The sequence below is a fragment of the Shimwellia blattae DSM 4481 = NBRC 105725 genome (genome assembly GCF_000262305.1).
GTDB classification, from domain to species: Bacteria; Pseudomonadota; Gammaproteobacteria; order Enterobacterales; family Enterobacteriaceae; genus Shimwellia; species Shimwellia blattae.
The window spans coordinates 1082023-1100858 of the sequence record NC_017910.1 but is presented as its reverse complement, the minus strand read 5'-3'; the positions used below and the strand labels follow the sequence as shown (position 1 = coordinate 1100858).

General features: G+C 56.1%; 16 protein-coding genes. 9 read left to right on the top strand and 7 right to left on the bottom strand.

The genetic code is table 11. The annotated features are described in order from the left end of the window. Positions 1-89: 89 nt before the first annotated feature. Together bamC and dapA are read right to left on the bottom strand one after the other, a co-directional pair. Positions 90-1121 (bottom strand): outer membrane protein assembly factor BamC, encoded by a 1032-nt coding sequence (gene bamC / locus EBL_RS05125; RefSeq protein ID WP_002441283.1) that lies wholly within the window; start codon positions 1119-1121, stop codon positions 90-92. 16 nt (positions 1122-1137) lie between these two features. Continuing rightward, entirely contained in the window at positions 1138-2016 is an 879-nt protein-coding gene (dapA, locus tag EBL_RS05120) for a 4-hydroxy-tetrahydrodipicolinate synthase (protein ID WP_002441285.1), read from the bottom strand. Positions 2017-2162: 146 nt separating this feature from the next. Between dapA and EBL_RS05115 the strand changes: the two genes are divergently transcribed. Together EBL_RS05115 and bcp are read left to right on the top strand one after the other, a co-directional pair. Next, complete coding sequence (locus EBL_RS05115) at positions 2163-2711, top strand: glycine cleavage system transcriptional repressor (protein WP_002441287.1); 549 nt, start codon at positions 2163-2165, stop codon at positions 2709-2711. 40 nt (positions 2712-2751) lie between these two features. Then, on the top strand, positions 2752-3222 hold the full coding sequence (gene bcp / locus EBL_RS05110) for a thioredoxin-dependent thiol peroxidase (RefSeq protein ID WP_002441289.1): 471 nt from the start codon (positions 2752-2754) through the stop codon (positions 3220-3222). A gap of 33 nt (positions 3223-3255) precedes the next feature. Here bcp and EBL_RS05105 read toward each other — a convergent pair whose 3' ends face one another. Then, positions 3256-4329 (bottom strand): AI-2E family transporter, encoded by a 1074-nt coding sequence (locus EBL_RS05105; protein WP_002441292.1) that lies wholly within the window; start codon positions 4327-4329, stop codon positions 3256-3258. Positions 4330-4555: 226 nt separating this feature from the next. Between EBL_RS05105 and bepA the strand changes: the two genes are divergently transcribed. Both bepA and arsC read left to right on the top strand, forming a co-directional pair. Then, the gene (gene bepA, locus EBL_RS05100; RefSeq protein ID WP_002441294.1) at positions 4556-6040 is read left to right on the top strand and encodes a beta-barrel assembly-enhancing protease; all 1485 of its coding nucleotides are present in this window, start codon (positions 4556-4558) and stop codon (positions 6038-6040) included. After that, positions 6037-6393, top strand: coding sequence for an arsenate reductase (glutaredoxin) (gene arsC, locus EBL_RS05095; RefSeq protein WP_002441295.1), 357 nt, complete (start codon positions 6037-6039; stop codon positions 6391-6393). The genes bepA and arsC overlap by 4 nt, the downstream gene beginning before the upstream one ends. 903 nt (positions 6394-7296) lie before the next feature. Here the strand turns inward: arsC and EBL_RS05090 are convergent. The 3 genes from EBL_RS05090 to upp all read right to left on the bottom strand — a co-directional run bounded on the left by EBL_RS05090 (position 7297) and on the right by upp (position 10064). Further along, entirely contained in the window at positions 7297-7998 is a 702-nt protein-coding gene (locus EBL_RS05090) for a DnaA inactivator Hda (RefSeq protein ID WP_217995385.1), read from the bottom strand. Between the two features lie 84 nt (positions 7999-8082). Continuing rightward, positions 8083-9363: a uracil permease gene (gene uraA / locus EBL_RS05085; protein WP_002441299.1), complete on the bottom strand. Its 1281-nt coding sequence runs from the start codon at positions 9361-9363 to the stop codon at positions 8083-8085. Positions 9364-9437: 74 nt separating this feature from the next. Continuing rightward, positions 9438-10064, bottom strand: coding sequence for a uracil phosphoribosyltransferase (gene upp, locus EBL_RS05080; protein WP_002441301.1), 627 nt, complete (start codon positions 10062-10064; stop codon positions 9438-9440). Positions 10065-10286: 222 nt separating this feature from the next. Between upp and purM the strand changes: the two genes are divergently transcribed. The 4 genes from purM (at position 10287) to ppx (ending at position 15758) form a co-directional block, all read left to right on the top strand. Further along, positions 10287-11324 (top strand): phosphoribosylformylglycinamidine cyclo-ligase, encoded by a 1038-nt coding sequence (purM, locus tag EBL_RS05075; RefSeq protein ID WP_002441303.1) that lies wholly within the window; start codon positions 10287-10289, stop codon positions 11322-11324. Next, positions 11325-11966 carry a phosphoribosylglycinamide formyltransferase gene (gene purN, locus EBL_RS05070; protein WP_002441305.1) on the top strand — a complete coding sequence of 214 codons (642 nt, stop codon included), beginning with the start codon at positions 11325-11327 and terminating at the stop codon, positions 11964-11966. Between the two features lie 183 nt (positions 11967-12149). Then, positions 12150-14210: a polyphosphate kinase 1 gene (ppk1, locus tag EBL_RS05065; RefSeq protein ID WP_002441307.1), complete on the top strand. Its 2061-nt coding sequence runs from the start codon at positions 12150-12152 to the stop codon at positions 14208-14210. A gap of 6 nt (positions 14211-14216) precedes the next feature. After that, on the top strand, positions 14217-15758 hold the full coding sequence (gene ppx / locus EBL_RS05060; protein WP_002441309.1) for an exopolyphosphatase: 1542 nt from the start codon (positions 14217-14219) through the stop codon (positions 15756-15758). Positions 15759-15773: 15 nt separating this feature from the next. Here ppx and EBL_RS05055 read toward each other — a convergent pair whose 3' ends face one another. Further along, the gene (locus EBL_RS05055; RefSeq protein WP_002441311.1) at positions 15774-17987 is read right to left on the bottom strand and encodes a sensor domain-containing phosphodiesterase; all 2214 of its coding nucleotides are present in this window, start codon (positions 17985-17987) and stop codon (positions 15774-15776) included. Positions 17988-18383: 396 nt separating this feature from the next. On the opposite strand from EBL_RS05055, the gene EBL_RS05050 reads away from it, so the two are divergent. Then, positions 18384-18569, top strand: a complete 186-nt coding sequence (locus EBL_RS05050) for a YfgG family protein (protein ID WP_162138170.1) — start codon at positions 18384-18386, stop codon at positions 18567-18569. Positions 18570-18836: the final 267 nt, after the last annotated feature.

Below are 18836 nucleotides of genomic sequence, written 5' to 3'. Positions count from 1 at the left end.
GGATTTAACATATGGATCCCTGCTCATCGGGCCACGCACACGTTTGCGTAGCCACGATGAAAAAAGGCCGGATCGCACCGGCCTTTTTATTATTTGTTAAACGCCGCCTGCAATACTGCGACCAGCGCATCATTGCGGGACTGGCTAAGCGTATGACCTTTCGGATCAATAAACTGAATGCTGCTGCGGTTATCCAGATCGCCGACCTGAACTTTATATTCGCCGGAGGCAAGATCAGGCTCACTGACCCCTAACTCGCTCCAGTCCGCACTGCCCGGTTTATATTCCACGGTCATATTCCCGGTTGAACGGGTGCTGTCGGTCACCTTCATGCCCACTTTTTGCAGTGTGGCAGGCAACCGGCTCCAGACAACGCTGAACGGCGCCCGGGCAACCAGCAGCGGCAGACCGGTATCATCAGCACCGCTCTGAACGCTTATCTGGTTAACGTTGCGGTTATCCAGCGCGTTCTGGCGTGCGGTCTGGGTTTTATCAAGACCCGCAGAGATGACATTCAGCATCTGGGCGCTGTAGCGCTGCAGTGCAGAAGGATCAGCCACCGGTTTACCGTCCTGTTCAAGGTTAACCAGCTTCACAACAACCGCCTGCTGATACCCCTGAGGGCGCACGGTAATTTGATAGCGACCGCGATACTGCTGGTCTTCATCGGCGCGGTTCCACTGTACCCAGTCGGTTGACAGGGTCTGGGCGGCATCATCACGTTTGGTGATGGTGTAATTCTGCCCCTGCACCACGTTGACAACCTGTGGCCACAGTCCGCCGCTACGCCCGTTTTCCACCATCAGCGTGGCAGTATCACCGGTAAACTGAGTACGTGCGCCAGTCACCAGCGCCAGTGCCTGAGCCGGGGGCCGGATGTCCAGTTGCTTGCCGGTAAGACCACTGCCGTTGGTAACCGGGATAGCGTAATCCCCGGAGGTGACAGGCAGGATCATGCCTGCCGGGGCATGCAATTCAGCTAACGGCGCCGCTTCGAGGTAGGACTCGTCACCGCTGACCTGGCGTTTATAGCGCGAATCACTGCTGCACGCTGTCAGCATCATGGTGAGCGCAAGGCCCACCACGGTTGCAACCGTCGACTTCTGTACTGAGTAAGCCATCAAATCTCCCTAAACTTTACAGCAAACCGGCATGCCTGAGCGCGTTGACGACCACCGGGCTGTACTGCTCGCTCAGCGGGGTCAGCGGCAGACGCATGGTATCGGTCGCCACAAGTCCCAACTCTCTGCACGCCCATTTTACCGGGATGGGGTTGGGTTCAATAAATAAGTCATGATGCAGCGGCATCAAACGCAGGTTGATGGCCTGCGCCTCGTCAAATTTGCCTTCCTGCGCCAGACGGCACATGGTCGCCATATCGGCTGCGGCAACGTTCGCCGTCACGGAGATGACCCCGTGACCACCCAGGCGCATAAAATCCAGCGCGCTGGCATCGTCGCCACTGAGCAGGATAAAATCATTCCCGGTCAGCGCTTTGATCTGCTGAACGCGGGATAAGTTCCCGGTGGCTTCTTTAATCGCGATAATATTTTTAACTTTAGACAAACGGCCAACCGTCTCCGGCAGCATATCGCAACCGGTACGGGACGGCACATTATACAGTATTTGCGGCAAATCGGTGTTCGCGGCAATGGTGCTGAAATGCTGGAACAGCCCTTCCTGGGTCGGGCGGTTATAGTATGGGGTCACCGTCAGGCAGCCCACCACACCCACATCAGCGAAACTCTTCGTCAGCGCTACAGCCTCGGCAGTGGCATTAGAGCCCGCCCCGGCAATGACCGGAATCCGCCCGTCCGCCAGCTCTACGGTGAGTTTTACAACATCAACGTGCTCGTCGTGGCTCAGGGTAGCAGACTCCCCGGTTGTCCCTACAGAAACAATCGCCGAAGTCCCGGCGGCGATATGATAATCGATCAGTTTTTTCAGGCCAGACCGGCAAACGTTGCCCTGGTCATCCATCGGTGTAACAAGCGCGACAATACTTCCCGTGAACATTGGCGATCCTCTACGCAAACAAGTCTCGTAATGGTACTTTTGGTATAGCCTTAAAAGCAAGCGGCGTGGGGGACTCCGGCGGTTGTATGGCGGTTTTTTTTATGCTTTCCTTATAATTATCTCTTCGCGTCACAGGAATCGCACGTTTGACTGCCTCATCACAACACTATTTGGTTATTACCGCCCTGGGGGCGGACCGCCCGGGGATCGTCAATACCATCACCCGCCATGTCAGCAGTTGCGGCTGCAATATCGAAGACAGCCGCCTGGCCATGCTGGGGGAAGAGTTCACTTTTATTATGTTACTTTCCGGCAGCTGGAACGCCATTACGCTGATTGAATCCACCCTGCCCCTGAAAGGCGCCGAGCTGGATTTACTGATAGTGATGAAGCGCACCACCGCCCAGGAGCGCCCGCCCATGCCCGGCACGGTCTGGGTTCAGGTTGAGGTAGACGACTCCCCCCACCTGATTGAGCGCTTCACCGATCTTTTCGACACCTGGCAGATGAATATTGCGGAACTGGTTTCGCGCACTCAAAACGATAACGGCAGCGCCACGCCACGGCTGTATATTCAGATCACGGCCCACAGCCCGGTATCACACGACACGTTAAATCTCGAACAAGCCTTTAATGCCCTCTGTACAGAGCTCAATGCACAGGGCACTATTAGCGTCGTTAACTTATCGTCGTAAACAGACAGTCAGATGAATAAAACAAAGACGGAGAGTTGTAATGAATCCACTGAAAGCCGGTGACAGCGCACCGAAATTTAGCTTGCCCGACCAGGATGGCGAACAAGTGAATTTAACCGACTTCCAGGGGCAGCGCGTTCTGGTTTATTTCTACCCTAAAGCTATGACCCCTGGTTGTACCGTTCAGGCCTGTGGCCTGCGTGATAACATGGACGCACTCAAAAAAGCCGGTGTTGAAGTGCTGGGGATCAGTACCGATAAACCCGAAAAACTGTCGCGCTTTGCCGAAAAAGAGCTGCTCAACTTCACCCTGTTGTCCGATGAGGATCACAAAGTGTGCGAGCAGTTTGGTGTCTGGGGTGAGAAATCATTTATGGGCAAAACCTACGACGGCATTCACCGCATCAGTTTCCTGCTGGATGGCAACGGCGTGGTTGAAAAGGTTTTTGATGACTTTAAAACCACCAACCATCACGACATCGTGCTGAACTGGTTAGCCGAGCACGCCTGAGCCCGCCCGCAATAGAGCCGGCGAGCACCGGCTTTATTGCGTATCTGGCGTATCCCGCACCGGGTTGTCCGGCAGTACATGCCATACGGCCTTGATAAGCGTGGCCAGCGGAATGGCGAAAAATACCCCCCAGAACCCCCACAGCCCGCCGAAAATCACCACCGACAATATAATCACCAGCGGGTGCAGGTTTACCGCTTCGGAAAACAGCACCGGCACCAGCAGGTTACCGTCCAGCGCCTGAATAACCAGATAGACCGCAAACAGGCTCCAGAACTCGGTGGTCAGCCCGAACTGGAACAGCGCCACACACACCACCGGGATAGTCACCGCCACCGCCCCGATATACGGGATCAGCACCGAGAAGCCCACCAGCACCGCCAGCAACAGCGAATAGTTGAGACCAAACAAGATAAAGGCAATCCAGGTGCTCACCCCGACCACCACCATTTCCACCACTTTGCCGCGGATATAGTTACTGATCTGCTGGTTCATCTCCTGCCACACTTGCCCGGCCAGACCGTGATTACGCGGCAGCACCCGGCGCACCGCGTTGAGCATCTGGGTTTTGTCTTTCACCAGAAAGAACACCATCAGCGGCACAAGCACCAGATAAATAGAGAGTGTCAGCAGCCCGACCAGCGACGCCAGGGACAGCTTCACCACCGAGTCGCCCATGGCCGCCAGCCGGGTGCGCATATTTTCAGCAATGGCATCAATGATCCCGGCATCCACCAGCGCCGGGTAGCGCTCAGGCAGGGTGGAGGCAAAATCGGATAATTTTGTCAGCATGCCGGGCATATCGCGAATCAGATAAATGCCCTGCTGCCAGGCAATCGGCGCCACCACCAGCACCTGGAGCAGCAAAATGCCCACAAAGACCACCAGCACCAGGGAGGTTGCCAGGCGCCGGGAACAGCCCAGCCGCTCCAGGCGTACCGTGGGCCACTCCAGCAGATAGGCCAGAACAAGGGCCACCAGCAGCGGGGCCAGAATGCCGGAAAAGAAGAATAAAATCAGAAAACCCGCACACAAGATAACCAGCAACGCTATCGCTTCCGGATCGCTGAAACGGCGGCGGTACCACTGCAATATCAAATCAAGCATCGATCGTGTCCTTGATCACCACAGGTGATAATAATCAGCCACGCAGTGTAGCGAATTGTCACAATAAAGTATCAGATTTTTACCGCCGCGCCGGGCGGCTGAATCGGCGTATGAATGGCATTTCATTCCCGCCCGGGAGCGGCTACACTCCCAGTCAATCGGAACAAATGAACAATTTACTGTCTGGCCGGTCAAAAACGGGAACTGACTTTACAGGACAAAAGTTATGCTCAGGCAACTAAAAACAACATTAATCGCCGCGCTGGTTGCCGGAGTATTTACCGGCCAGGCGCTCCCCGCCCGTGCGGATACCAGCATGGATCAACTGCCGGATATCGGCACCTCTGCGGGCAATACCCTGTCTATTGGTCAGGAGCTGCAGATGGGGGATTTTTATGTCCGCCAGTTACGCGGCAGCGCACCGCTTATCAACGATCCCTTGCTGGTGCAGTATGTCAATAATCTCGGCAGCCGCCTGGTGTCCCACGCGAACTCGGTGCGTACCCCGTTCCATTTTTATCTGATTAACAATAACGATATTAACGCCTTCGCCTTTTTTGGCGGCAATGTGGTGCTGCACTCGGCGCTGTTTCGCTACACAGACAATGAAAGCCAGCTGGCATCGGTGCTGGCGCACGAAATCTCCCACGTGACCCAGCGCCATCTGGCCCGGGCCATGGAAGACCAGCAGCGCAACGCCCCCCTGACCTGGGTGGGTGCGCTGGGCTCTATTTTACTGGCGATGGCCAGCCCCCAGGCGGGGATGGCGGCCCTGACCGGCACAATGGCGGGCACCCAGCAGGGGATGATCAGCTTTACCCAGCAAAATGAGCAGGAGGCGGACCGCATCGGCATTCAGGTGCTGCAACGGGCCGGGTTTGATCCCCAGGCCATGCCCGCCTTTATGGAGAAGCTGCTCGACCAGTCCCGTTATGCGACCCGGCCACCGGAAATTCTGCTCACCCACCCCCTGCCGGAAAGCCGCCTGTCGGATGCCCGCAACCGCGCCAGCCAGATGCGCCCGGTGGTGGTGCAGTCTTCTGAAGAGTTCTATCTGGCCCGGGCCAGGATGATGGGCATGTACGGGCCGGAAAACCAGAAAGGGCTGGTGACCGACATGCTGGCTAACTGGTCAAACGGCAACAGCCGCGAACAGACAGCCGCCCGCTACGGCCGGGCCGTGGTGGCGATGCAAAACAAAGACTTCGCCGGTGCCGCCCGGGAGCTTCAGCCCCTGCTCAGCGCCCACCCGGACAACCCCTGGTATCTGGATCTGATGACCGATATCGACCTTGGCCAGAATAAAGCCGCCGACGCCATTAAACGCCTGCAGGCCGCTCCGGGCTCGCGCACAAATCCGGTATTGCAGCTGAACCTCGCCAACGCCATGGTCGAGGGGGGGCAACCGGCAGGTGCCGTTACCCTGCTCAACCGCTATACCTTCAGCCACCCGGACGACACCAACGGCTGGGATCTGCTGGCCCAGGCCCAGTCTGCACTGGGGAACCGGGATCAGGAGCTGGCCGCCAGGGCTGAGGTGATGGGGCTGATTGGTAATCTGGATCAGGCCATATCGCTGCTGAGCAGTGCCAGCAACCAGGTCAAACTGGGGAGCCTGCAGCAGGCGCGCTACGATGCGCGTATTGATCAGTTCCGCACGTTACAGCAACGCTTCCGCCCCTATATGAAAAACGTTAAGGAATCCCGATGAGTTCAGACGTGACCATTTATCATAACCCCCGCTGTTCCAAAAGCCGCGAAACGCTGGCGCTGTTGCAGGCCCACGGGGTCAGCCCCCAGGTGGTGCTCTACCTGGAGACCCCGCCCGACAAAGCCACGCTGCAACAGTTGCTCAGTATGCTGGGGATGCACAGCGCCCGGGAGTTAATGCGCCATAAAGAAGATCTGTATAAGAGCCTGAATCTGGCCGATACCAATCTTAGTGAAGACGCCCTGCTTGACGCCATGGTTACCCACCCGAAGCTGATAGAGCGCCCGATAGTCGTAAGCCACGGCCAGGCGCGCATTGGCCGCCCGCCAGAGCAGGTGCTGGAGATACTCTGAGCGCTTAGCGCCCGCTAGCGTTTTTTTTCTCACCCACATCAGGTTCAGACATATGAACGCCCGGTGAACGGGTTCCGCTCCCCGACGATGGACACTCATATGTTGTGTGCGGAACCTGGTCGCGTTCCAGGAGGGGGAACCGGCCCCCTCCTGGAGACCTCGCCGGCCCGCGGTCAATCGCCGCTGCGCGGTTCGCTGCAACTCCGGCTTGCTCTGGCGGACCAGTCAGGATTATTCGCCTCATCCATGAGGCTCACCCCTCCGGGGCCAGCGCAAGCGCTGTTTAACATTGTTCCTGACAATGTTATGCGGCATCCATGCCTCAACCTTCCTTCTGGCTGCCATCCTGGCAGCCAGTCCTTGAGCCGCACCTGCGTTTCCGCCGATTGCCTTTATGCGGGGGTTTAACACCCTCGCGGCTATTAACAAACGTTCAGCGGCATTTCAGCCGCTGAAACTGTGTTGTTTTACCGCAGGGGTTTTCCAGTCCCGCGTAAAAGAAACTGGCGGCGCGAAGCTGAAAAGACCAGGGGTGGCGGCCCGGATGGCCGCCACAGGGAGGGCTGAGACAGGATGTCGTTTAACATTGTCAGGAACAATGTTAAACAGCGCTTGCGCTGGCCCCGGAGGGGTGAGCCTCATGGATGAGGCGAATAATCCCGACCGGACCGCAGGATTGAAGCGCAGCAGAGCGTATCGCGCAGCGACAGTTTCCCCGCGGGCCGGGGGTATCCCTAAAGGGGAATCGGCATTCCCCTTTAGGACGCGACCAGGTTCGGGTGCAACAAAGGAATACCGGGGGTCGGGGAGCGGAACAGGCTCACTGAACGAACATGTTCCGAATCGTGTTACTGTGTTCCATCCCCCAAAACGGCCATTAGCAGGTTCGCCGGGCCAGGGAAACTAGAGATGAAGGATCTCTTTAACGAACGGAATGGTTAATTTGCGCTGCGCCGTAATCGAGGCGTGATCCAGCTGGTCGAGGGTCATAAACAGCGTGCGCATCTCCCGGTCCAGCCGCTTGAGCAAAAAGCGCCCCACATCTTCCGGTAGCTCAAACCCGCGCAGCCGGGCACGCAGCTGTAGCGCCTGGAGCTTGTCGTCGTCAGACAGGGGCTGGAGTTTGTAAATCTGCCCCCAGTCAAGGCGCGAGGAGAGATCCGGCAGGTGCAGATTCAGCTGGCGCGGAGGGCGATCGCCGGTAATCAGTAACCGGGTCTTTCCGGATTCCAGAATGCGGTTATAGAGATTGAAAATGCCCATTTCCCACGGGTCATCCCCGGCGACACACTCAATATTATCAATGCACACCAGCGCCAGTTGCTCCATACCGTCCAGCACTTCCGGAACAAACCACGTGCGCTTATCCAGCGGCACATAGCCGACCGCATCGCCACGCTGGGAAAGCTCCGCACAGGCCGCGTGCAGCAAATGGCTGCGACCGGCACCTTCCCGGCCCCACAGATAGATGTACCCGCTGTGCTCCTGACGCAACACATTTTGCAGGGCCGCTAATAAGGAGGCGTTATCCCCTGGCCAGAAACTCGCGAAGGTTTCATCGTCAGGTAAGTAGAGGGGCAAAGAGAGCTGTGCCGGTGTATTCAGAGGAACCTCTTCAGGTATGGCGTAAAAACGGGGTGAGTTTACCACAAAACCATAACCGGGCGGAACTCTCCGCCCGGCCCGGCATCAGGCGCGCTTTTCGTCGCTCTCCTGTATTTCCTCTTCCGGGCGAACCAGGCTTATCACTTTAAAGATAAGGCTCAGGCCAACCCCGACGATGGTCGCCAGCGCCATCCCCTTGAGTTCCGCAGCGCCAATATGCACCTTCGCGCCGCTGACACCGATAATCAGAATAACGGACGTCAGGATCAGGTTCTGGGCTTTGCTGTAGTCCACTTTTGACTCAATCAGCACACGGATACCGGACGCACCGATAACCCCGTACAGCAGCAGAGACACCCCGCCCATTACCGGCACCGGGATAATCTGGATAGCCGCCGCCAGCTTGCCCACACAGGAGAGCAGGATAGCGAAAATCGCCGCCCCGCCAATGACCCAGGTGCTGTATACCCGGGTGATAGCCATCACGCCAATGTTCTCACCGTAGGTGGTGTTCGGCGTGGAGCCGAAGAAGCCGGAAACAATGGTTGAAAAGCCGTTTGCAAACATGGAGCGGTGCAGGCCCGGATCGCGCAGCAGATCTCTTTTCACAATATTCGCCGTGACCACCAGGTGGCCAACGTGCTCAGCAATCACCACCAGCGCCGCAGGCAGAATGGTGAAAATCGCAAACCACTCAAAACGCGGGGTATAGAAGGTCGGCAGTGCAAACCAGTGCGCATCGCGGATCGGGGTAATATCCACCATGCCCATGGCAAAAGAGAGCGCATAGCCCACCAGCACACCAATCAGGATAGGGATAATCGCCAGGAAGCCGCGAAACAGCACCGAGCCGAAAATCGTTACCGCCAGGGTCACCAGGGAGACGGTGATCGCTTTGGTATCCGGCGTGGTGCCGTCTGCCGGCAGCAGGCCCGCCATATTGGCCGCCACGCCCGCCAGCTCCAGACCGATAACGGCAACGATTGCGCCCATGGCCGCCGGGGGGAACATCACATCCAGCCAGCCGGTGCCGGCCTTTTTAACAATCAGCGCCACCAGGCAAAACAGCACGCCGCACATAATAAAACCGCCGAGGGCCACTTCATACCCCAGGGGCAGCAGTAACAATACCGGGGAGATAAACGCAAAGCTGGAGCCAAGATAGGCGGGGATCTTCCCCTTACAGATAAACAGATACAGCAGTGTCCCGATACCGTTAAACAGCAACACGGTGGCCGGGTTAATATGAAACATAATCGGCACCAGGACCGTTGCGCCAAACATCGCAAACAGGTGTTGCAGACTGAGCGGGATAGTTTGTAGTAATGGTGGTCTTTCGCTTACCCCGATGGCCCGGCGTGTCATAGTATTTTCCTCAGTATTGTTTTTTTCAGTGGAACGAACCAAAAAAAAGCCGACTATCAAGTCGGCTCAAATTGTTATTTAGTACCAAATATCTTATCGCCCGCATCGCCGAGGCCAGGAATGATGTACCCGTGCTCATTGAGCCCCTGGTCAACCGACGCCGTATACAGCTCAACATCCGGGTGCGCTTTTTCCAGTGCGGCAATCCCTTCCGGCGCGGCCACCAGCACCAGCACCTTAATGCTGTTGCAGCCGGCTTTTTTCAGTAAATCGATAGTGGCTATCATCGAGCCGCCGGTTGCCAGCATCGGGTCAACCACCAGCGCCATGCGCTCATCAATGTTGGAGACCAGTTTCTGGAAGTAAGGAACCGGCTCAAGGGTCTCTTCATTACGGTAGATCCCGACCACACTGATACGGGCGCTGGGAACATGCTCCAGCACCCCTTCCATCATGCCCAGACCTGCGCGCAGAATCGGCACAACAGTAATTTTCTTACCCTTGATCTGTTCAATCTCAACCGGGCCGTTCCAGCCCTCAATGGTGACTTTTTCTGTCTCAAGATCGGCAGTCGCTTCGTAGGTCAGCAGGCTACCAACTTCAGAGGCGAGTTCACGAAAGCGTTTGGTGCTGATGTCGTGCTCACGCATCAGGCCCAGCTTATGTTTAACGAGTGGGTGTTTCACTTCCACGATCTTCATACTCATTCTCCTAAAAAGCGGCAACCGCAAAAAAAATCGCCGGATTATACCGCTTTTTTTGCGCAGCGCCATATCTAAGGTGCCTGATCTGGATCAACGGAATGGCAAAGAGCCCACGTTAATAATAATTCATATCCCGCTTATAAGAGGCTCGCAAACGTTTGCCCTGACTGATAGAATTGCGCCGTTTTCTTCTCTATACCACCCGTGGGGACTTGAGCCGTGACCGATAAAACCTCTCTTAGCTATAAAGATGCCGGTGTTGATATTGATGCAGGGAATGCGCTGGTTGACCGAATTAAAGGCGTTGTAAAAAAAACCCGTCGTCCGGAAGTCATGGGGGGTCTGGGCGGGTTCGGTGCCCTGTGTGCGTTACCGCAAAAATACCGCGAGCCGGTGCTGGTTTCCGGCACCGACGGGGTAGGCACCAAGCTGCGCCTGGCGATGGATTTACAGCGCCATGACACCATTGGCATTGATCTGGTGGCCATGTGCGTGAACGACCTGGTGGTTCAGGGGGCCGAACCGCTGTTTTTCCTTGATTACTACGCCACCGGGAAGCTGGACGTGGACACCGCCGCCAGCGTGATAACCGGTATCGCCGAAGGTTGCCTGCAGTCCGGCTGTGCGCTGGTGGGTGGCGAAACCGCCGAAATGCCGGGCATGTATCACGGTGAAGATTACGACGTGGCGGGCTTTTGTGTTGGCGTGGTTGAGAAGGCTGACATCATCGACGGCAGTAAAGTGGCCGACGGCGATGTTCTGGTGGCGCTGGCCTCCAGTGGCCCCCACTCTAATGGCTACTCGCTGGTGCGCAAAATTCTTGAAGTCAGCGGTGCCGATCCGCTGGCTGACATGCTGGAGGGCAAATCCCTGGCAGACCACCTGCTGGCGCCCACCCGTATCTATGTTAAACCGGTGCTGGAGCTGATTGCGAACGCCGATGTTCACGCCATCGCCCACCTGACCGGCGGCGGCTTCTGGGAGAATATCCCCCGCGTACTGCCAGACAACACCCAGGCGGTGATTGATGAGTCCAGCTGGCAGTGGCCGGCCATCTTCACCTGGATGCAGCAGGCGGGTAATGTCAGTCGCCACGAAATGTACCGCACCTTCAACTGCGGGGTAGGGATGGTTATCGCCCTGCCGGCAGATCAGGCTGCGGGGGCCGTTGAGCTGCTTAACGGGCTTGGCGAGACCGCGTGGGTTATCGGCTCGATTAACGCCTCCGACGCCGGGCAACCTGTGGTTATCGCATAAATGACGCGCATCATAGTGCTGATTTCCGGCAACGGCAGCAACCTGCAGGCGATTATCGACGCCTGCCAGCAGGGCAAAATTGCCGGGAATATCTGTGCGGTATTCAGCAATAAAGCGGATGCTTACGGGCTGCAACGGGCGGAGATGGCCGGGATCCCGGCCCGGGTGGTCCTGCCGGCGGCCAGTGCCAGCCGCGAGGAGTTTGATAACCAGCTGATGGCGCAGATAGACGCCTGGCAGCCGGATCTGGTGGTGCTGGCGGGGTATATGCGTATCCTCAGCGCCGGGTTTGTGCAGCACTATCAGGGGCGGATGCTGAATATCCACCCTTCCCTGCTGCCGAAATACCCGGGGCTGCACACCCACCGCCGGGCGCTGGAAAACGGCGACCGGGAGCATGGCACCTCCGTGCATTTTGTTACCGAGGAGCTCGATGGCGGGCCGCTGGTGTTACAGGCCAAAGTGCCGGTATTCCCGGAAGATGACGAAGATATCGTCGCCGCCCGGGTGCAGCACCAGGAGCACACCATCTACCCGCTGGTCATCAGCTGGTTTGCCAGCAAGCGCCTGGTCATGCGCGACGGTAAAGCCTGGCTGGACGGCGCCCCCCTGCCGCCGGAAGGCTACGCCGCCGATAACTGACTCCTCTTTCGTGGCGCGGTTCTGCGCGAACTGCGCCACGTTATTTGCCCTGTTCCCCGCCTTTCACAGCGATTTTTCTTGTCTTCTCATCAGGTTGGACATATTACTGAAAAGCTCGCCATAATAATCAGCGGGTGAGAGGATTTTCCACATCCAGAAGTCAGTAACCGGAGTCTAGTGGTAATGGGTCAGGATAAACTTTACATCGAAAAAGAACTGAGCTGGTTGTCGTTTAACGAACGCGTTCTGCAGGAAGCCGCCGATAAAACCAACCCGCTTATCGAGCGGATGCGCTTTCTGGGGATCTATTCGAATAACCTGGATGAGTTCTATAAAGTCCGCTTTGCTGAGCTGAAAAGCCGCATTCTGATTAGTGAAGAACAGGGATCTAACGCCCATTCCCGGCACCTGCTGAGTAAGATCCAGAGCAAGGTGCTGAAAGCTGACCAGGAGTTCGATGCACTGTACAACGAGCTGCTGCTGGAGATGGCCCGTAACCAGATCTTCCTGATCAACGAGCGCCAGCTCTCCCCCAACCAGCAGTTATGGCTGCGTGACTACTTTAAACACTATCTGCGCCAGCACATTACGCCGATCCTGATAACCCGGGAGACGGATCTGGTTCAGTTTCTCAAAGATGACTACACCTACCTGGCGGTAGAGATTATCCGCGCCGACAGTACCCATTACGCCCTGCTGGAGATCCCGTCGGACAAGGTGCCGCGCTTCGTTAACCTGCCGCCGGAAATCCCGCGGCGGCGCAAGCCGATGATCCTGCTGGATAACATCATGCGCTACTGCCTTGATGATATTTTTAAGGGCTTCTTCGATTACGACGCCCTCAACGCCTACTCCATGAAAATGACCCGGGATGCGGAATATGACCTGGTCAACGAGATGGAATCCAGCCTGCTGGAGCTGATGTCATCCAGCCTGAAACAGCGCCTTACCGCAGAGCCGGTGCGCTTTGTTTACCAGCGCGATATGCCGGACGCGCTGGTCGAGACCCTGCGCGAGAAGCTCAGCATCTCGCGCTATGATTCGATTGTGCCCGGCGGCCGCTACCATAACTTTAAAGATTTTATTAAGTTCCCCAATGTGGGCAAAGCCAACCTGGTAAACAAACCGCTGCCGCGTTTGCGCCATATCTGGTTTGATAAGTTCCGTAACGGGTTTGATGCCATCCGCGAGCGGGACGTGCTGCTCTACTATCCGTATCACACCTTCGAGCATGTCCTGGAGCTGCTGCGCCAGGCCTCCTTCGACCCGAGCGTGCTGTCTATCAAAATCAATATTTACCGGGTCGCCAAGGACTCGCGCATTATCAACTCCATGATCCACGCCGCCCACAACGGGAAAAAGGTTACCGTGGTGGTTGAGCTCCAGGCCCGTTTTGACGAAGAAGCCAACATTCACTGGGCGAAACGCCTGACCGAAGCGGGGGTTCACGTGATCTTCTCCGCCCCCGGGCTGAAGATCCACGCCAAGCTGTTTCTTATCTCCCGGCGTGAAAACGACGAAATCATCCGCTATGCCCATATCGGCACCGGTAACTTTAACGAAAAAACCGCGCGCATCTATACCGACTACTCGCTGCTCACGGCCGATGCCCGCATCACCAATGAGGTGCGCCGGGTCTTTAACTTTATTGAAAACCCCTACCGGCCGGTCACCTTCGACCATCTGCTGGTCTCCCCCCAGAACTCCCGGCGCCTGCTGTACTCGCTGGTGGATAAAGAGATCGCCGCCGCCCGCAACGACCAGCCCTGCGGGATCACGCTCAAACTGAACAACCTGGTGGATAACGGCCTGATCGACCGCCTGTATGCGGCCTCCTGCGCGGGGGTGCCGATCCGGCTGCTGGTCCGCGGCATGTGCTCGCTTATCCCGCAGCTGGAGGGCATCAGCGACAATATCCGGGTTATCAGTATTGTTGATCGCTTCCTTGAGCATGACCGGGTATATATCTTTGAAAACGGCGGCGACAAAAAGGTCTTTTTGTCCTCCGCCGACTGGATGACCCGCAACATCGATTACCGCATCGAAGTGGGCGTGGCGCTGCTGGATCCGCGCCTCAAACAGCAGGTGCTGGATATTATCGAGATTTTATTCAGCGATACGGTCAAAGCGCGGATTATCGACAAAGAACTGAGTAACTGTTATGTTCCGCGCGGAAATCGCCGCAAGGTTCGCGCCCAGATGGCGATTTACGACTATATAAAATCCCTGGAACAGCCCGAATAACCGATTATGCCGATAACCAGACAGATACCCCGGCCGCAAGAGTTTGCGGCCGTCGATCTTGGCTCTAACAGCTTCCATATGGTCATTGCCCGCGTGGTGGATGGCGCGCTGCAAATCATTGGCCGCCTGAAACAGCGGGTCTACCTTGCCGAAGGGCTGGATGACAACAACAATCTGACCGAAGAAGCAATGGCGCGCGGGCTGGCCTGCCTGGCGCTGTTTGCCGAGCGCCTGCAGGGCTTTCCGGCGGATAATGTCGCCATCGTTGGCACCCACGCCCTGCGCCAGGCCGCGAACCTGGCGGAGTTTGTCCGCCGGGCGGAGGCGTTCCTCCCCTACCCGATTGATGTTATCTCCGGCAATGAAGAGGCGCGCCTGATTTTTATGGGCGTTGAGCATACCCAGCCGGAAAAGGGCCGCAAACTGGTGATAGATATCGGTGGTGGCTCCACTGAACTGGTGATTGGGGAGGATTTTGAACCCCAGCTGATTGAAAGCCGCCGCATGGGCTGTGTCAGCTTTAATCAGCTGTTTTTCGCCAGCGGCGAGCTCAGCCGCAAGATTTTTAACCGCGCCCGCCTGGCGGCAGTGCAAAAGCTGGAATGCCTTTCCTGGCAGTATCGCCTGCACGGCTGGAACGTGGCGCTGGGGGCCTCCGGCACCATTAAGGCCGCCCGTGAGATACTGATCCAGATGGGCGACGAAGACGGCATCATCACCCCGGAGCGCCTTGAGAAACTCGTTGATCGCGTGCTGCGCTTTAATACCCTTAACGCACTCAGCCTGCCGGGGCTTTCAGACGAGCGCAAAGCGGTATTTGTGCCCGGGCTGGCGATTTTATGCGGTATTTTCGATGCGCTGAAAATTCGCGAGCTGCGCCTGTCCGAAGGCGCCCTGCGCGAAGGGGTGCTGTATGAGATGGAAGGCCGCTTCCGCCACCAGGATATTCGCAGCCGCACCGCCCAGAGCCTGGCACACCAGTACCATATTGATGGTGATCAGGCCCGCCGGGTGCTGGACACCACCCTGCGTATTTACGATCAGTGGCAGCAGCAGTGCCCGAAGCACGCCACCGCGCAAACGGAAGCGCTGCTGAAGTGGGCAGCCATGCTGCATGAAGTGGGGATCAGCATCAGCCACAGCGGCATGCATCGCCACTCGGCCTATATTCTGCAGCACAGTAACTTACCGGGCTTTACCCAGGAGCAGCAGTTATTAATGGCGGCGCTGGTCAGATTCAGCCGCAAAGCCATTAAGCTCAGCGAGCTGCCGCGGTTTACGGTATTTCGTAAAAAGCATGTGCTGCCGCTGATGAAAATGCTGCGCCTGGGGCTGCTGCTCAACAACCAGCGCCAGGCCACGACCCGGCCCGAAACACTCCACCTGAGCACAGACAACAACCACTGGACGCTGCGTTTCCCCCATAACTGGCTGCGCCAGAATGCCCTGGTGATGCTGGATCTGGAACGGGAACAGCAATACTGGGAAAGCATTCCGGGCTGGAAGCTCACCCTCGAAGAGGAAGACGCCCCGGAAGCGGCGGCATAAGCCGCCCTTCTGCTGTCAGGCCGCTATCTGCACCAGCGGCACTGGCCGGGCAATGGCCGAGCCCTGGAGATAATCAATCCCCATCTTTTCTACCAGGGTGCGCAGTTCACCGGTCTCCACATAGCCCGCCACAATTTGCAGCCCCCTGGCCCGGGCCAGCTGGCAGATGGAGACCACAATCTGGTAATCCATACTGCTGACCGGCAGATTACGGATAAAGCTGCCGTCGATTTTCATCATATCGGCATTCATATCCCGCAGGCTCAGATAGCTTGCCCCGTTGCTGCCAAAATCCGTAATGCAGACCCGGCAGCCCATGGCGCGCAGCCCCCGCAGGGTAGTATCCGCCAGCGCAAACGTGGACGACGCCTGATTACCGGTCACCTCAAAAATCAGCTGCCACGGCTCCACGTGATACTGACTGAACAGCTCGGCGGCCTCCTGGGGGAAGTGGGTGCGGCACAGGGATGCCGGTGTCAGGCTCAGCGCGCAGCGCATCCCCGGTCGGCTTTCCCGGTGTTTATCAATAAACCGCAGCGTGGCGTGCAGGGCCCATAAATCCATTTTCGACGATAACCCGAACTCCTGCGCCACAGATAAGAACTGGCTCGGGAAATAAATCACGTCATCGCCCTGCATCTGCAGCTGGATTTCGTAATAGTGATCGCCCCGCGCCCCCTGAACCCGCTGGGCCTGAAGCAGGAACTTATCGTTATCCAGCGCGTGCTGGAGCTGGTTTAGCATATCCACTTTGCGCTTCACCGAATTCTGAACATGCCTTGCTCCGCGCAGCTGTACGCTCTCCGGGCGGTTCGTCATCAGCGAATGGTCCGCCATAGTGCTGAGCTCGCCCATCAGCAGCGGCAGATAATCCACCGGGTAGCGCACATAACAGTAGCTGAGCCCGACCTGCGGCTGCAGCGGCATCCCGTCCCACAGGAAGCGGAACGCTTTTACCTTGTCGTGCAGGCTGGCAATACGCTCTGCGGTGGCGTCGCCATTCAGCCGCATCGCCAGTTCATGGCCCGATAACTGATAAACCAGCTCGTTGTCTGCGATCTCCTGGCGCAACAGCACCGATAACTGCTGCTTATAGTTAAGGCGCAGCGAGACGCCGTAATTGCGGCCCAGCAGCTCCAGGCCCGGAATGCGCAAAAAACAGACAACAGATGAGGGATATTTGCCTAAATCCAGGGATAAGGCGCGTAAGTTCGGCAGCTGGATCATCGGGTCAATCAGCGACAAGCGGCGCTCCAGCGCGGAGTCAGCCCGCTGGCGCGTGGTAATAATGGCCATCAGACAGATACAAAAAGAAAAAACCAGATAGCACGATGAGGTTATCGCCAGTTGCAGTTTATAATCAGTATCATGGGGAATATAACGGTAAAAATAGTGACTTAAGATAATAACAATCACCGTCCAGATGGTCATTATAAATAAATAACCAAAACGCATCGCCCCCCACAGCATCACAGGCAATATAAGCGTAAAAGTATAATTTGTGTTAAAAATAGTGCTGTTTTCGCTGAGCGGTAATAATAACAGCGCCAGCAAAGTAACCATAATCGCACACCAGGATACAATCTCAATCCGCGACGTTCCGCTATGAAACTGCGCACGCATTCTGGATTTTAAGGTATAAAAGTAACGTGGGTTACGAATAGTGCGAATGATAAAATAACTGACCGGCAACCCGGTAAGACACCCTACCAGTACCGCCTGAAAATTAAGTAATGTGGTGATCCGAAAGGGGTCACTGCCAAAAAGATAACTCTGATAATTATACAGCCCGAAAAATATAGCAAACTGATAAAACAGGAAAAACAGAATCGCGTTACAGAACACCAGCCACAGCATACGCTGAAACGTCAGGTTGCTGTCGCCAAAGCTGCCTCTGTTGTGCCGGGGAGTAAAACACTGATACCCCACCCAGCTGACAGTGAGCGGGACCAGGTAGTGGAATACGGCAGTAATTGCATCGAATATGTCGCTACGTACCAGCGTGCGCAGAAAAACCGCCAGTACAATACCGGGCAGCGCACTCCAGCCAAATAATAACATAATAGAAATCATTACCGCAGGTGACAAATAATAAAGCACCACCGGTGAGCCTTCCAGGACTGTCCCGGAATTACACCATGCGGCTATCGGCAATAATACCGTAGGTAATATTAATGGCAGAAACCACCACTGGTTTTTATTTTTGTGATACCAGCTTAGCTTATGCATCCAGTTATCGTCCAAAAACCAACATCCAAAATGGTTTATATTAGACCGGCATCCATCCAGTACAATTACCTGATCACTTACTAAGTGCAAATCAGAATGGATGAGAAAGTGTAATGGGTTTTATTGGGTATTTTTTGACATAAGTCAATTTACAGCCCCACACTCTGGATACATTTCTATTTTTTCGAACTCTCCAGCAATTTTTGCCGAATTATTCTGGGTAATATTTCATTTATATAACAATTATCCATCAACTGTCCGACCGCACTTTTTCCCAACAAATTTGTTGACCCCTCCCCCCCGCTATGACTAAATGGGCGGGTCGCCCCACTGCGGGCATACCTGAAGGATAATTGCGTGACACAGGCATCTGCTATACGAAAACCCGGCACCCCACTGCGTAAGCGACACCGATTTAACAGCCGCATGACTCGTATCGTTCTCCTCATCAGTTTTCTGTTCTTCTTCGGTCGTCTGATTTACTCCTCCATCGGGGCCTGGCATCACCACCAGGACAAAGTCCAGCAACAGCAAACCCAGCAGCAATCCAGCCTGAGCATCAGCCCGGCGGACAGGGAATAGCCCTACGCAACGCTTTCGTTAACCCTCAGCCAGTCAGAATCAATGCCTGATGCGTGCACCGCATCCCGGGCAGGATATGCTATACCCCACCGTTAAGAACCCATCCTTCATCCGGCTTTTCCGGATATCACAACCAGAACCCCCTGCCCAAAAATAAAAAAACCCGCTGTTACGCGGGCTCAGATATAGTTTACTGCTTTACGTGCCGGCTGTTGCCGGACGCGAAATTATTCCCACTCGATGATTAATGCTGCATAAAAACACCAT